This window comes from Ferribacterium limneticum, from assembly GCF_020510585.1.
GTDB lineage: Bacteria > Pseudomonadota > Gammaproteobacteria > Burkholderiales > Rhodocyclaceae > Azonexus.
In genome coordinates this window covers 3,039,821-3,053,414 of the sequence record NZ_CP075190.1, presented here as the reverse complement: position 1 = coordinate 3,053,414, position 13,594 = coordinate 3,039,821, and the positions used below count along the sequence as shown (strand labels likewise).

Sequence of the window (13,594 nt, the reverse complement as noted above, 5' to 3'; positions counted from 1 at the left end):
GTCTATTCGGCGTACGTCTTGGCGATGGTCATGAAGGTGGGGTATTCACGAACGAATGCCTCGACAACGTCGGGATCGAAATGGCTGGCGCTGCCGTCGACGATGATGCGGTAGGCGTCGTCAAAGGAGAAAGCCGGTTTGTAGACGCGTTTGCAGGTCAGGGCATCGAAAACGTCGGCCAGGGCCATGAGGCGTGCAGCAATCGGGATGGCATCGCCGGCTAGTCCGTCCGGGTAGCCGCTGCCATCCCATTTTTCGTGGTGGGAGCGGGCGATGAGCTTGGCGATGGCGAGAAACTCGACCGGCTTGTCGGCATCGGCCTCGGCCTGCGCGATGGCGTTGCTGCCCAGTTCGGCATGGGTTTTCATGATTTCCCACTCCTCCGGGGTCAGTTTGCCGGGCTTGAGGAGAATATGGTCGGGGATGCCGACCTTGCCGATGTCGTGCAGGGGGGCGGACTGGGCGAGGGCGTTGATGGTCCGCTCGTCGAGATAGCCGGAGAAACGCGGGTTGTCACGCAGCGCCCTGGCCAGGGTCAGGACGTATTCCTGGGTGCGGCGCAGGTGCTTGCCGGTTTCCGGGTCGCGGGTCTCGGCCAGGCGGGCCAGGGCATGGATGCTGACCTCCTGGATGAGCTGGTTTTCGCCCATGCGGCGAACGACTTCGGCTTCGAGATAGTCGTTCTGGTTGCGCAGAATGTCGCGCGCCTGCTTGAGTTCGAGCTGGGTGCGGATGCGGGCGAGGACGATGGTGGGGCGGATCGGCTTGGTGATGTAATCGACGGCGCCATGGTCGAGGCCGCGCTCTTCATCCTCGGTGCCGTCCATGGCCGTGACGAAAATGACCGGGATGTTCCGTGTCGCCGGGGCGGCTCGCAACTCGGCAAGAACTTCGTAGCCGTCCATTTCCGGCATCATCACATCGAGCAGGATGAGGTCCGGCGTTGGTGTGCCGAGCGCTATCTGTAGCGCACGCCGGCCGGAGTTGGCGGCACGCACCCGATATGTGGGTTGCAGCAACTCACCGAGGACGCTGAGGTTCTCCGGGGTGTCGTCCACGATGAGTATGGTTGGCGGGTTAGCGCCCATTTGCCGTCTCCAGTCGCCGGTCGTGGCGAATTTCACAGAATTATCACATTTCGATCAGAAAATTGCTATGGCGGAAAACCCCTCCCCGGCGTGATGGGGGGAGCTCCGGTTGCACGCGTCCCTGAGCCGATTTCGATTTCGATTTTGGCCAAAATTTCCGGTTGACCGTAGCAATGAGGCAAAGCCCGGGCTGGAACGCCAAAACACGCCGACATGAGCCAACGAAGCCCGACATTCAGCTATTTCGTTGGTTGCCAACAATACGGTGATAGGTGGAAAAGCGCGAGTTTTCGATTTTTCCCGCGTCGACTGCAGCAATCAGGGCGCAATCCGGTTCGCGGTTGTGATGGCAGTCGCGGAAACGACACTGACCGAGATAGGGGCGAAAATCCGGAAAGGCTTGTTCGATTTCCAGCCGGTCGAGGTGGCCCAGGCCGAATTCCTGCAGGCCGGGCGAGTCGATCAGATGGCTGTCGGCATCGAGGTGGTAGAGCGTGGCGTGCGTTGTCGTGTGCTTGCCCGAGTCGAGCGCCTGCGATATTTCGCGGGTGGCGGCCCGGGCCTCGGGGATCAGCGCATTGACCAGCGTCGATTTGCCCATGCCGGATTGGCCGACGAGTACGCTGGTCTGGTTGGCAAGGTAGGGGCGCAGGTCTTCGGCGTGTTCAAGGGCGGACAGTTCGAGGACGCGATAGCCGAGGTTGGAGAGCACCGCCAGGCGCTGGCGGGCGACTGGCAGCTTGTCGGCCAGATCGCACTTGTTGAGCACGATGAGCGGCTCGATTTCCTCGCTTTCGGCGGCGACGAGGGCGCGGGCAATCAGTTCGTCGGAGAAGGCCGGTTCGGTGGCGACGACGATGACCAGTTGATCGACATTGGCGGCGATCAGCTTCTGGCGGATTTCGTTGGAGCGGTAGAGCAGGCTGGTGCGCGGCTGGATTGCCTCGATGACACCCTGGTCGTCGGAGGTTTGCTTGATGTCGACGCGATCACCGCAGGCGACATCGCTTTTCTTGCCGCGCGGGAAACAGGGCAGGCGTGAGCCGTCGGCCAGTTCGACGACGTACTGGCGGCCGTGCGCGGCAATGACGCGGCCTTCCATCAGTCTTTGAAGTGGTAGTACTGCTGGTTCAGGTAGGCGGCAACTTCGGCTTCTTCTTCCGGGAACCAGCCGGCCTTGGTCATCGCGTTGCAGGTGGCGACGCGTTGCAGGATATCGAGCTGGGTCGACAGCAAGCGACCATCACGGGTGTACATCTTGCTGCCATCACCACCGTAGAGGCGGACATGGCAGGTGACGCAGGCCTTGTCGTGGTGTTCCTTGCCCGCTTTCGGGTCGGCCTTGCCCCACGGTTCGGCGGCCAGTACCGGCAGGGCGATCAGGGAGCTGGCAAGCAGTGCGTTGACTGTTTTCATGCGGGTTTCTCCTGAATTTGCAGGTGCGCGATGCGCTGCGCTGCCGGCGGGTGGGAATCGTGGAACAGTGAGTGTAACGGGTCGGGCGTCAGGGTTGAAGCATTGTCCTGATAGAGCTTGACCAGGGCGCGGATGAGGTCGCTGGCGGCGGCGTGTTGAGCCGCATAGGCGTCGGCCTCGAATTCGTGGCGACGGGACAAATGACTCATCAGTGGGGTGAGCAGAAAAGTGAAGACCGGCATGACGAGGAAGAAGAGGATGAGCGCCAGCGTCGTGCTTTGAGCCGGCACGCCCAGCCCGGCGTAGAACCATGGAGCGTCGATCAGTTGGCCAAGCAGCCAGAGGAAACCGAGTGAGCCGGCGAACATCAGGACCATGCGCTTGACGACGTGTTTTTTGCGGAAATGGCCGAGTTCGTGGGCCAGCACGGCTTCGACTTCAGGCGGTTCAAGGCGCGCGAGCAGGGTGTCGAAGAAAACGATGCGCTTGGTGTTACCGAAGCCCGTGAAGTAGGCGTTGCCGTGGCTCGAACGCTTCGAGCCGTCCATGATGAACAGGCCGGAGGAACGGAAGCCGCAGCGGGCGAGCAAGGCTTCGATACGCGATTTCATTTCGCCGTCTTCAAGCGGCGAGAATTTGTTGAACAGTGGCGCGATCCAGGTTGGGTAAACGAACATGATGAGCAGGTTGAAGCCGCTCCAGAACAGCCAGACGTAAAGCCACCAGTATTGGCCCATGGCGCCCATCAGCCAGAGGACGGCGGCAATGACGGGGGCGCCGATGGCGATGCCGAGCAGGGTTTGCTTGAGCAGGTCGCTGATGAACAGGCCGAGAGTCATCCGGTTGAAGCCGTGCCGGGCTTCGATGACGAACTGGCTGTACAGCGACAGCGGCAGGTCGATCAGGCCGGAAATGACCATCACGCTGAAGATCATCGCCAGGCCGTAGGCAAGGCCGTCCAGGCGGAGTGACCAGAAATCGTGCAGGGCAGCGAGGCCGCCGCCGAGGGTGAAGGCCAGAAGCACGGCGGCCTCGATCAGCGTGCCGACAATCGCCGTCTTGCTGCGGTCGACGGTGTAATCAGCGGCTTTTTGATGCGCCGGCAAGGCAATGCGTTCGGCGAAGTCAGCCGGCACGACGTTGCGATGGGCGGCAACGAAACGGATGTGGCGCAGTTTGAGCCAGAGGCGGACTGTTACGGTCAACCCGAAAAAAAGCAGAAAAATGAAAGTGAAGTCAGGTGTCACGGATGGGGGACCAAAGCTGTGCGAAAATCGCGGTTTTCAAGGATTCGGGCAATTATATGGCAGGCACTGCAAACAACCTCGTCTGGCTGGACATGGAAATGACCGGTCTGAACCCGGATGGCGACCGGATTATCGAAATGGCCATGGTTGTCACCAACTCGGAGCTCGAAATGATCGCCGAGTCGCCTGCCTGGGTCGTCCATCAGACCAACGAAATCCTCGCCGGCATGGATGATTGGAACCAGAAAACCCACGGTCGTTCCGGCCTGATCGACAAGGTCAAGGCGTCGACGATGAATGAGGCTGAAGTCGAAGCCCAGGCGCTGGAATTTCTGAAGAAATATTCCCTGGCCGGCCACTCGCCGATGTGCGGCAACTCGATCGGCCAGGATCGCCGTTTCATGGCACGCTACATGCCGACGCTGGAAGCCTTCTTCCATTACCGGAATCTTGATGTCAGCACCTTGAAGGAACTGTGCAAGCGCTGGCAGCCGGAGATCTACAAGGGCTTCAAGAAAAAGAGCAAGCACACGGCGCTGGCCGACATTTACGAATCAATCGATGAAATGAAGTATTACCGCGAGCATTTCCTGAAGGGGTAATCGCACCGCAACCGCTGCACCCCTAGGGTACTGATAAGGCACCTGCTCAGCAAGACGGCCAGCAAAGCTGGCGCGTCGCTGCGGATTCCTGCCGGGCGCGGTCAGTGTCGGAAAAGGCGGAAAGTTTCCTTGCGGTCACCCGGGCGGTTGCCTTCCCAGACCTTGGTCCACTTGCCGTTCGGTGCCGCCAGTTCGCTGCGCGTGTCGCCGACGACCAAGAGCCAGTTGCAAGCCTGTCCCGCCTTTGAGTTTTCGTTGGCCGGTTCGATGCCGACGAAATAGGACAGCGAGGCAAGCTGGGTTTGATTCAGTCCACGCTCGGCCAGACAGCCGTGGTCAGCCGGCAAAGTCTGCGCTATAGCCTGGGCGACCGGGCGGTAGGACTTGTTGAAGTCGAACCACGGCATGACCAGTGTCGTCGCCAGCAGCCACAGCGTCGTGCAACCGAGCGTCCAGTGCGTCAGGCTGCGATACGGTGAGCGTGGCGCGGTGACGATCAGCCAGATCCACCATGCCGTTGCTGCCAGGCCGACGGCCAGGGCCAGCAGATCTAAGTGGCCGACGAAGCCTGGGCGCAGCACCACGGCGCGCTTGGCCATCTGCCCCGGCCAGCCCAGGGCCATGGCTGACCAGGCCAGCCAGACAATGCCGATGAAAACGCTGAAAGTCGACATCGCGAACCAGTCGAAGGCGTTGGCTGCCCCTCGGCGCAAGGCCAAAGCTCCTGGCGTGGCGAGCAGTGCCAGCGGCGGCAGGAGCAGCAGGGCGGGAATCTGTCGGGGGCGGTAGGCCCAGGCCAGCAGCAGCAAGGTAATCAGCAAAAAGACGAGCGGCAGCAATTGGGCCGGTGCCTTGATCTCCTTGCGCCGGATGCGTAGCGTCCAGATTGCCAAGGGAAAGGCCGGGAAGGCAAACCACGGCAGCATGGCAATGAAACGGCCACCACCATCGAGGGAAAATGGCGTTTTCAACGGTGCCAGCTCGGTGGCCAGCCAGCCGTGGAAGCGAGTTGGCTCCAGGTTGAGCAGTAGCAATGGCCAAGGCAGGATAAGGACGGCCGCAATGGCGAGGCCGATGAGCAGAGTGTGCAGCGCCTTTGGTCGGTCCGGTGACAACCACCAGGCGACGGGCGCGATGGCCAGCAAGGGCAGGGTCGGGGCGATCCCGGTGCCGAGCAGGCACCCGGCCACTGCCAGACCGTAGAAAATTCCGGTCAGGCGAGGTTTTCGACCAATGGCAGCGAGACCGCCCAGGCCACCGGCATAGGCGGCGAGCGCGATGAGCATCGGCTGTGCGTCGTGGGCGTGGAACAGCAAGCCGGCGCAGCCGGCAAGCAGGAGCGGGCTGGCTGCAGCATTGTCCTCGCCGTACAACTCGCGGCCGGCGTAGTAAAGCCCGATCAGCGCCAGCGCAACCCAGATACCGCTGGCCAGACGTATTGCTTCATGCAGCGGCAGCAACCAGCCAAACAGCTTGCCGGTCAGGGCGGCGCTCCAGTAGTAGAGCGGCGGTTCGTGGAAGGGGCGACCAGCCAGGTCAGGCGACAGCCAGTCGCTGTAGTTCAGCATATGCCAGGCGGCGCCAATGTGGATGGCGTCCTCGCCCTTCCACGGATCGCGGCCGAACAGGCCGGCCAGCACGTAGAAAGCGAGGATGGCAGCGAGCACCCAGCCGGCCGGTGGCAGGCGAATGCCTCGACGCAAGGTGTCGCGAATCAGCGTGAGCGAATCAGACATGTCGGCCAGAAATGAAAAAGGCAGCCATAAGGCTGCCTTTTATACCGTAATCCGTGCAGATCAGGCAGCAGCCTTGCCGCGCATGGCACCGAATTTCTGGTTGAAGCGTTCAACACGGCCGGCGGTGTCGACAATCTTTTGCTTGCCGGTGTAGAACGGGTGGCAGAGCGAACAGACTTCGACATGAAGGGCCTTCTTCATGGTCGACTTGGTCGTGAAGGTGCTGCCGCAGGAGCAGGTCACCTGAATCTCGTTGTAATCCGGATGGATATTGGCTTTCATCTTTAGTCCTTAGTCAAGCGACCGGCGGATGTGGCCGATCTGGGAAGGCGGAGATTATCGTTGAATAATCACCGGCTTGCAATATTTATTATTAGCCGCGGCGCATGGCGTCAAAAAATTCCTGATTGCCCTTGGTCGATTTGACCTTGTCGAGCAGAAATTCCATCGCCTCGAGGTCGTCCATCGGGTAGCAAAGCTTGCGCAGAACCCACATTTTCTGCAGGACGTCGGGCTTGAGCAGCAGTTCTTCGCGGCGGGTGCCGGAGCGGTTGACGTTCACCGCCGGGTACATCCGTTTCTCGGCCATGCGACGGTCGAGGTGGATTTCAGAGTTGCCGGTACCCTTGAATTCTTCGTAAATCACTTCGTCCATGCGCGAGCCGGTATCGATCAGTGCCGTGGCGAGAATGGTCAGCGAGCCGCCTTCCTCGATGTTGCGCGCGGCGCCGAAGAAGCGCTTCGGTTTCTGCAGGGCATTGGCGTCGACGCCGCCTGTCAGCACCTTGCCGGAGGCAGGTTGAACGGTGTTGTAGGCACGGGCGAGGCGGGTGATCGAATCAAGCAGGATGACGACATCCTTCTTGTGCTCAACCAGACGCTTGGCTTTTTCAATGACCATCTCGGCAACCGCGACGTGGCGGGTAGCCGGCTCGTCGAAGGTCGAGGCAACGACTTCGCCCTTGACGGTACGCGTCATCTCCGTGACTTCTTCCGGACGCTCGTCGATGAGCAGGACGATCAGAATGACTTCCGGGTGGTTGGCGGTGATGGCGTGGGCAATGTTTTGCAGCATCACGGTCTTGCCGGTCTTTGGCGGAGCGACAAGCAGGCCGCGCTGACCGCAACCGACCGGCGCAATCATGTCGATGACGCGGCTGGTGATGTTTTCTTCGGACTTGATGTCGCGCTCGAGCTTGAGGTGACGCGTCGGATGCAGCGGCGTCAGATTCTCGAACATGATTTTGTTCTTGTTGGCTTCCGGTGGGAAGCCGTTGATCGACTCCAGCTTGGTCAATGCAACGTAGCGTTCGCCTTCCTTAGGCGTGCGGATCTCGCCTTCGACGGTGTCGCCGGTGCGCAGGTTGAAGCGGCGAACTTGCGATGGAGAGACGTAAATGTCGTCCGGATTGGCGAGGTAGGAGGTGTCGGAGGAGCGGAGGAAGCCGAAGCCGTCCGACAGCACTTCCAGCGTGCCATCGCCGTAGATGGTCTCGCCGTTCTTGGCCTTGGCTTTCAGGATGGCGTAGATCAGCTCCATCTTGCGCATGCGGTTGGCGTTTTCGATGGCCAGTTCGGTGGCCATGTCCAGCAGTTTGCTGACGTGTAGTGTTTTTAGTTCGGAAAGTTGCATGTAGGAGTGTGTGGCGCCAGTAAATGATGGGCCGGGCTGCTGCCCGAAACCGGGGCGCAAGAGCTTGGGAGCTTTTGGGTGGGGAGTGATGCGTGGGCGCTTGGCCGGTGGCATCTGCCTGAAGGTGCAGAACGCACCTTCAGGGCGGGAGACTACGGAGATTACAGGTTGCTGTCAATAAAGGCAGCGAGTTGGGACTTGGACAGTGCGCCAACCTTGGTTGCTTCGATGTTGCCGTTCTTGAAAATCATCAGCGTCGGAATGCCGCGGATACCGTACTTCGCGGGAGTGGCTTGGTTGTCATCAATGTTGACCTTGGCAACCTTGAGTTTGCCCGCATATTCGGTGGCTACTTCGTCGAGGATCGGAGCGATCATCTTGCAGGGGCCGCACCATTCGGCCCAGTAGTCGACGAGAACGGGTTGCTGCGATTGCAGCACTTCCGCTTCAAATGTGTCGTCGGTTACGTAATGGATGTGCTCGCTCATGGTTGCCTCATGGGATGGGTGTAACGAATAGGTAAGTTTGCGCCGGAGTGGCGACGTGAATGTTGCGTGATGCTAGCGAAAAAAGAAGCGGTAGGGAAGCATCGGCATTAGGGTTTGAGCAGATTGGCCAGTTCGACCGCAGTTTTTACCTGCATTTTGTCGAAAAGGTTGGCTCGATGCACCTCGACGGTGCGCATGCTGATGTTTAGCTCGTCGGCGATGACCTTGTTGAATTTGCCGAGCAGGACGAGTTCCATGATCTGCCGCTCGCGGGTGGTCAATGTCGAAATTCGTGCTTTTACCGAGTCGACCGTAGCATTTGCCGCTCGCTGGCGGGCGTCGAGCGCCATGGCTTCCTCGATGCGGGTGGCCAGTTCGTTGTCGTTGAGCGGCTTTTCAAAGAAATCGAAGGCGCCTTTCTTGAGCGTGCTTACCGCCAGCGGGACGTCGCCGTGGCCAGTCAGGAAAATCACAGGCAGGGTCGATTTCAGTTCGAGCAGTTGATCGAAACAGTCGAGGCCGCTGATGCCGGTCATCCGCATGTCGAGGACGACGCAGCCGCTGGTGGCTGGCGTCCAGGCGGCGAGGAAGTTTTCTGCCGAGTCGTAGGCAGCAAAAGGAATGCCGCGTGAGGTCAGCAGCCAGGCCAAGGCGTCACGGATGGCATCGTCGTCATCAACCAGGTGGGCTTGGGGGGCGCTCATTCGGCTTCCATCGGCAGGGTGAAAATAAATATCGTACCGCTTCCGGTTGGTGATTGGGGATTGTCTTCTGCCCACAACCGGCCACGGTGAAATTCGATGATCGAGCGGCAGATCGACAGACCGATACCCATGCCCTCGGGCTTGGTCGTAAAAAACGCGGTAAACAACTTGTCGCGGATTTCTGGCGAAATGCCGCTGCCGAAGTCGCTGACGCTGACATGCAGTTCATTTTCGACGATTTCGGTCGCAATTTTCAGGACACGATTGGCTTCGTCGTTGCTAGCCATTGCTTCCATGCCATTGCGGATCAGGTTGAGCAGAACCTGCTCCAGCATCAAGCGGTCGGCGGGAATCGGTGGCAATGGTGGGATGGAGCATTCGATCCGGACATGCCGCTTGCGTGCCTCTGCTTCAACGAAACCCAGGCAGTCTTCAATGACCTCGCCGAGCTGACAGGGGGCTCGTTTGGGTTCGCTCTTGCGGACGAAATCATGGACGCGGCGGATGATCTTGCCAGCACGCTGGGCTTGCACGCCGATTTTTTCCAAAGCCGGCAGAATATCTTGTGGAGTGGCCTTGCCGCTGCTCAGCAAATTCTGGCAGCCGGTGTTGTAGCTGGCGATGGCGGCAAGGGGCTGGTTCAATTCGTGGGCAAGCGTCGACGCCATTTCGCCCATGGTGACCAGGCGGGAAGTGAATTGCAGTTGTTCCTGTTGCTGGCGTGCCAGTTCTTCGGCTCGTTTGCGTTCGGTGATGTCGAGCACCGAGGCCATCCAGCCGGTATGTCTTCCGCTACCGTCGATCAGCTTGGCCTCGTAGACAAGTGCGTGGAATCGCTCGCCGCTCTTGCGCATGAAGGTTATTTCAAAGCCGTCTGTTGGTGCTTCGCCAGCCAGTACAGTCTGGTGCATGGCATAGGTTTCTTCCAGTTGTTCCGGTGCCCAATAGGGCATGGGTGGCGTCTGGTTGACCAACTCGGCGGCACTGAAGCCGGTCATTCTGCAGAAGGCCGGATTAACGTAGATGACCCGCCCGAGCAAGTCTCGAGCGCGCATGCCGACGGTTAGCGAATCTTCCATGGCGGCCCGGAAGGCGTGTTCTTCCCGTAGCGCATCTTCGGCGAGAGAGCGTTTCTTCATCAGGTCGCGGACCAGCCACAGACTCCAGAAGACGCCGGCAGCGAGCAAGATGATGGCGGCAACCAGCAGGCGTTGTAGTGAGTTATCCGGGGCGTTGTAGTTTGTTACCCGTAGCAAAAGACCGGAGCCCGGTGGATCGAAGGGTATTTCGTAGCTCTGGCTGCGGTTGCCGGAAATGTGGGTTTTCGTGGCGAATTGAAGATCGTTGTTGTCGACAATTTCGACCTTGTATTTCTCCGTAAACCACCATGGCACCTGGTTGGCGAGGAGCGTATCCAGAGGGTACAAGAGGACGAGCATGCCCGTAACACGGCGTTCATTGAAGACCGGAACGAGGAGTTCGATGAAGGCGCGATTGCCCTCAAGAAAGAAGGGCTCGCTGTATTGCCTCTTGCCCAGCCGGCTGGCTAATTCGAAAGCCTTGGCGGTCACTGAGGGGCCGAATGATTCAATATCGCTATCGGGGGGCGTTGTGGTCGGCAAGGCATCAAGCACCTGCCTGCCGGCGTCGAGCCAGAGGATCTGGGCAATATCCGGCGAGTTCTTCAACATGTGCTCGGCACGTAGCCTGAACAGCTTCTGGCGGCTGGATGAATTGGCCATTTCCAGCGCCAGTTGCTGCATTTGTTCTTCATTGCCATCGAGGTGAAAACGCAGATTCTGTTCCAGCCAGAGCACGTCCTTGATCAGGGCGGAGCGCTCTTCCTCGGCCTCATTGCGGTGTAGCAGCCAGATCAGGGTGAGCACGGCAACGAGCAGCAGCACGATGCCCAGCTTGGGCAAGGCAAGCAACCAGCGTAGCCGGCGCGAACTGCCGGACGGGATCGGAAGCGTGTGATTCATTAGCAAAATGGTACACCACGTTTTTTCGGGCCGGTTGATTGTGGTTTTCCACAACACGGATATCCACAATGGTCGGCCGAAGCCATGTTGGAGATACTGCCGCCCGTTTTCCGGACTTTTCCGGAGTCCGCATTCGAGGAGGAGCACAGATACCATGGCCAGAAAAACGATATTCAAGAGTCTCTATTTTCAGGTGATCGTCGCCATCATCATTGGCGTGTCGCTCGGGCATTTCTATCCCGAAACCGGCGCGGCGATGAAGCCGCTGGGCGACGGGTTCATCAAGCTGATCAAGATGATCATCGCCCCAATCATTTTCTGCACCATCGTTGTCGGCATCGCCGGCATGGAAGACATGAAAAAGGTCGGCAAGACCGGTGGCCTGGCCGTGCTTTACTTCGAGGTGGTCAGCACGATCGCGCTGATTATCGGCCTGATTGTCGTCAACGTATGGGCGCCGGGTGTCGGCATGAACGTTGATGTTTCGACGCTCGACACCAAAGGCATCGCCAAGTATGCCGAGCCGGGCAAGATGCAGTCGACGGTCGACTTTTTGTTGAACATTATCCCGACCAGTGTCGTCGATGCCTTTGCCAAGGGCGACATGCTGCAGGTGCTGTTCTTCTCCATCCTCTTTGGCTATGCCATGCATGCCTTCGGCGAGCGCGGCAAGCCGGTCTTCGAACTGATCGAAAAGCTGTCGCACGTGTTGTTCGGCATCGTTGGCGTGATCATGAAAGTGGCCCCGATCGGCGCTTTCGGTGCCATGGCCTACACCATCGGCAAGCATGGCGTTGGCAGCCTGACCCAACTGGCCAGCTTGATGGGCGCCTTCTACCTGACCTGCGTGATCTTCATTCTTGGCGTGTTGGGCAGTATTGCTGCGGTCCACGGCTTTTCGGTCATCAAATTGATCAAGTACATCAAGGAGGAGCTTTTCCTGGTGCTTGGTACTTCGTCATCGGAATCTGCCTTGCCGCGCCTGATGGCCAAGATGGAAAACGCCGGCGCCGAGAAATCGGTGGTTGGCCTGGTCGTGCCGACCGGCTATTCATTCAACCTCGATGGCACCTCGATCTACCTGACCATGGCTGCGGTGTTTATCGCTCAGGCAACCAATACGCCGATGGATATCGGGCAGCAAGTCACGCTGCTGGTTATCTTGTTGCTGACCTCCAAGGGGGCTGCCGGCGTGACGGGAAGTGGCTTCATTGTCTTGGCGGCGACGCTGTCGGCCGTGGGTACGGTGCCGGTGGCCGGTCTGGCGCTGATTCTTGGCATCGACCGTTTCATGTCCGAAGCACGTGCGCTGACCAACTTCATTGGCAATAGCGTTGCTACGCTAGTGGTTGCGAAGTGGTGCAATGCGCTCGACGTCAAGCGGATGAATGCTGTCCTCAACAACGAAACCACAGACGAGGCGGATAATCCGGAACTGGTTCTCGATGATGCGCCTGACGTGATCATTCCCCACGTTCCGCGGCCTATCGTTGAGCATCATTGATCGCAAATATCGTTGCGAAAAACCGCCGGCTGATCCGGCGGTTTTTTTATGGGCGATTGGAATGTGGAAATCCACAATACGCAACAGTTATATCTTTCGTAATAATTTCACTTAGCCGAAATTATTAAATTTCGCTATTCCAATTCTGGAGGAGAAAACAATGAAAGTATCCAAGCTGTTGGTTGCCTTGTTCGCTGGTGCCCTGTCGCTGTCCGCCTATGCCCAGGCACCCATCGTCATCAAGTTCAGCCACGTGGTGGCAGCCGATACGCCGAAAGGCAAGGCGGCTGAATTCTTCGCCAAGAAAGCTTCCGATCTGACGAAGGGCAAGGTCAAGGTCGAGGTTTATGCCAACTCGACGCTCTACAAGGACAAGGAAGAAATGGAAGCGCTGCAACTGGGTGCTGTCCAGATGCTGGCGCCGTCGCTCGCCAAGTTCGGTCCGCTTGGTGTCAAGGAGTTCGAAGTCTTCGATCTGCCGTTCATCTTCAGCGGTTATGACGATTTGCGCAAAGTGACCAATGGTGCGGTCGGCAAGCAGTTGCTGGCCAAGCTGGAGCCCAAGGGCATTCGTGGCTTGGGCTACTGGGACAATGGTTTCAAGTCGTTCTCGCTGAACACACCGATCAAATCGCCGGCTGACCTTAAGGGCAAGAAGCTGCGCATCCAGTCGTCCAAGGTGCTCGAAGAGCAAATTCGTGCCTTGGGCGGTTTGCCGCAGGTGATGGCGTTCTCCGAGGTCTATCAGGCGCTGCAGACCGGTGTGGTTGACGGTACCGAGAACCCGATTTCGAATCTCTACACCCAGAAGATGCATGAAGTACAGAAGCATCTGACGCTGACTGAGCACGGCTATCTGGGCTATGCCGTGATCGTCAACAAGAAGTTCTGGGATGGCCTGCCAGCCGACGTTCGGGCGCAATTGGAAGATGCCATGGAGCAGGCCACGCGTTATGCCAACCAGATCGCCAAGGTTGAAAACGACAGCGCGCTGGAGGCTGTGAAGAAGAGCGGCAAGACGACGGTCTATACGCCGACCAAGGAAGAGCGTCTGGCTTTCAAGAAGGCGTTGGTCCCGGTCCATCAGAAGATGGAAGGCCGAGTTGGCAAGGAAGTGATCCAGGCGGTTTACAAGGATATCGGCTTCAAGCCGGATAGCCTCTAACCGTAGCTGCAACATGAATGCGGGGGCTG

At 58.9% G+C, this 13,594-nt stretch carries 13 protein-coding genes; 3 read left to right on the top strand and 10 right to left on the bottom strand.

The window, feature by feature from the left end; genetic code table 11:
* Positions 1-2: 2 nt before the first annotated feature.
* The 4 genes from KI613_RS14635 to KI613_RS14620 form a co-directional block, all read right to left on the bottom strand.
* Complete coding sequence (locus KI613_RS14635) at positions 3-1,088, bottom strand: response regulator (RefSeq protein ID WP_226400716.1); 1,086 nt, start codon at positions 1,086-1,088, stop codon at positions 3-5.
* Between the two features lie 235 nt (positions 1,089-1,323).
* Positions 1,324-2,190 carry a ribosome small subunit-dependent GTPase A gene (rsgA, locus tag KI613_RS14630; RefSeq protein WP_319004068.1) on the bottom strand — a complete coding sequence of 289 codons (867 nt, stop codon included), beginning with the start codon at positions 2,188-2,190 and terminating at the stop codon, positions 1,324-1,326.
* Positions 2,190-2,504, bottom strand: a complete 315-nt coding sequence (locus tag KI613_RS14625; protein ID WP_226400715.1) for a cytochrome c — start codon at positions 2,502-2,504, stop codon at positions 2,190-2,192. Before KI613_RS14625 ends, rsgA begins: the two co-directional genes overlap by 1 nt.
* Positions 2,501-3,709 (bottom strand): M48 family metallopeptidase, encoded by a 1,209-nt coding sequence (locus tag KI613_RS14620; protein WP_226400714.1) that lies wholly within the window; start codon positions 3,707-3,709, stop codon positions 2,501-2,503. The genes KI613_RS14625 and KI613_RS14620 overlap by 4 nt, the downstream gene beginning before the upstream one ends.
* A 98-nt stretch (positions 3,710-3,807) precedes the next feature.
* Here KI613_RS14620 and orn point away from each other — a divergent pair, with 98 nt between their 5' ends.
* Positions 3,808-4,353, top strand: coding sequence for an oligoribonuclease (gene orn, locus KI613_RS14615; RefSeq protein ID WP_226400713.1), 546 nt, complete (start codon positions 3,808-3,810; stop codon positions 4,351-4,353).
* A gap of 101 nt (positions 4,354-4,454) precedes the next feature.
* On the opposite strand, the gene KI613_RS14610 is transcribed toward orn, so the two are convergent.
* From KI613_RS14610 to KI613_RS14585, 6 genes are all read right to left on the bottom strand, one after another.
* Positions 4,455-6,089, bottom strand: a complete 1,635-nt coding sequence (locus KI613_RS14610; RefSeq protein ID WP_226400712.1) for an ArnT family glycosyltransferase — start codon at positions 6,087-6,089, stop codon at positions 4,455-4,457.
* A 60-nt stretch (positions 6,090-6,149) separates the two neighbouring features.
* The gene (gene rpmE / locus KI613_RS14605) at positions 6,150-6,371 is read right to left on the bottom strand and encodes a 50S ribosomal protein L31 (RefSeq protein ID WP_117608274.1); all 222 of its coding nucleotides are present in this window, start codon (positions 6,369-6,371) and stop codon (positions 6,150-6,152) included.
* A 91-nt stretch (positions 6,372-6,462) separates the two neighbouring features.
* A complete protein-coding gene (rho, locus tag KI613_RS14600) occupies positions 6,463-7,722 on the bottom strand; it encodes a transcription termination factor Rho (RefSeq protein WP_226400710.1) in 1,260 nt (419 codons plus the stop codon).
* 161 nt (positions 7,723-7,883) lie between these two features.
* The gene (gene trxA / locus KI613_RS14595; protein ID WP_226400708.1) at positions 7,884-8,210 is read right to left on the bottom strand and encodes a thioredoxin TrxA; all 327 of its coding nucleotides are present in this window, start codon (positions 8,208-8,210) and stop codon (positions 7,884-7,886) included.
* 107 nt (positions 8,211-8,317) lie between these two features.
* The gene (locus KI613_RS14590) at positions 8,318-8,914 is read right to left on the bottom strand and encodes a response regulator transcription factor (RefSeq protein WP_226400706.1); all 597 of its coding nucleotides are present in this window, start codon (positions 8,912-8,914) and stop codon (positions 8,318-8,320) included.
* Entirely contained in the window at positions 8,911-10,896 is a 1,986-nt protein-coding gene (locus KI613_RS14585) for a sensor histidine kinase (protein ID WP_226400704.1), read from the bottom strand. The genes KI613_RS14590 and KI613_RS14585 overlap by 4 nt, the downstream gene beginning before the upstream one ends.
* Positions 10,897-11,050: 154 nt before the next feature.
* Here KI613_RS14585 and KI613_RS14580 point away from each other — a divergent pair, with 154 nt between their 5' ends.
* Both KI613_RS14580 and KI613_RS14575 read left to right on the top strand, forming a co-directional pair.
* Positions 11,051-12,400, top strand: a complete 1,350-nt coding sequence (locus KI613_RS14580; protein WP_226400702.1) for a dicarboxylate/amino acid:cation symporter — start codon at positions 11,051-11,053, stop codon at positions 12,398-12,400.
* Between the two features lie 160 nt (positions 12,401-12,560).
* Positions 12,561-13,565 (top strand): TRAP transporter substrate-binding protein, encoded by a 1,005-nt coding sequence (locus tag KI613_RS14575; protein ID WP_226400700.1) that lies wholly within the window; start codon positions 12,561-12,563, stop codon positions 13,563-13,565.
* Positions 13,566-13,594 lie beyond the last annotated feature (29 nt).

What these genes read in the sequence shown, in the direction of transcription:
- KI613_RS14635 (WP_226400716.1), bottom strand. Translation starts at nt 1,088, where the DNA reads ATGGGCGCTAACCCGCCAACCATACTCATCGTGGACGACACCCCGGAG.
- KI613_RS14585 (WP_226400704.1), bottom strand. Translation starts at nt 10,896, where the DNA reads ATGAATCACACGCTTCCGATCCCGTCCGGCAGTTCGCGCCGGCTACGC.
- orn (WP_226400713.1), top strand. Translation starts at nt 3,808, where the DNA reads ATGGCAGGCACTGCAAACAACCTCGTCTGGCTGGACATGGAAATGACC.
- trxA (WP_226400708.1), bottom strand. Translation starts at nt 8,210, where the DNA reads ATGAGCGAGCACATCCATTACGTAACCGACGACACATTTGAAGCGGAA.
- rsgA (WP_319004068.1), bottom strand. Translation starts at nt 2,190, where the DNA reads ATGGAAGGCCGCGTCATTGCCGCGCACGGCCGCCAGTACGTCGTCGAA.
- KI613_RS14580 (WP_226400702.1), top strand. Translation starts at nt 11,051, where the DNA reads ATGGCCAGAAAAACGATATTCAAGAGTCTCTATTTTCAGGTGATCGTC.
- KI613_RS14590 (WP_226400706.1), bottom strand. Translation starts at nt 8,914, where the DNA reads ATGAGCGCCCCCCAAGCCCACCTGGTTGATGACGACGATGCCATCCGT.
- KI613_RS14575 (WP_226400700.1), top strand. Translation starts at nt 12,561, where the DNA reads ATGAAAGTATCCAAGCTGTTGGTTGCCTTGTTCGCTGGTGCCCTGTCG.
- KI613_RS14610 (WP_226400712.1), bottom strand. Translation starts at nt 6,089, where the DNA reads ATGTCTGATTCGCTCACGCTGATTCGCGACACCTTGCGTCGAGGCATT.
- rho (WP_226400710.1), bottom strand. Translation starts at nt 7,722, where the DNA reads ATGCAACTTTCCGAACTAAAAACACTACACGTCAGCAAACTGCTGGAC.
- rpmE (WP_117608274.1), bottom strand. Translation starts at nt 6,371, where the DNA reads ATGAAAGCCAATATCCATCCGGATTACAACGAGATTCAGGTGACCTGC.
- KI613_RS14625 (WP_226400715.1), bottom strand. Translation starts at nt 2,504, where the DNA reads ATGAAAACAGTCAACGCACTGCTTGCCAGCTCCCTGATCGCCCTGCCG.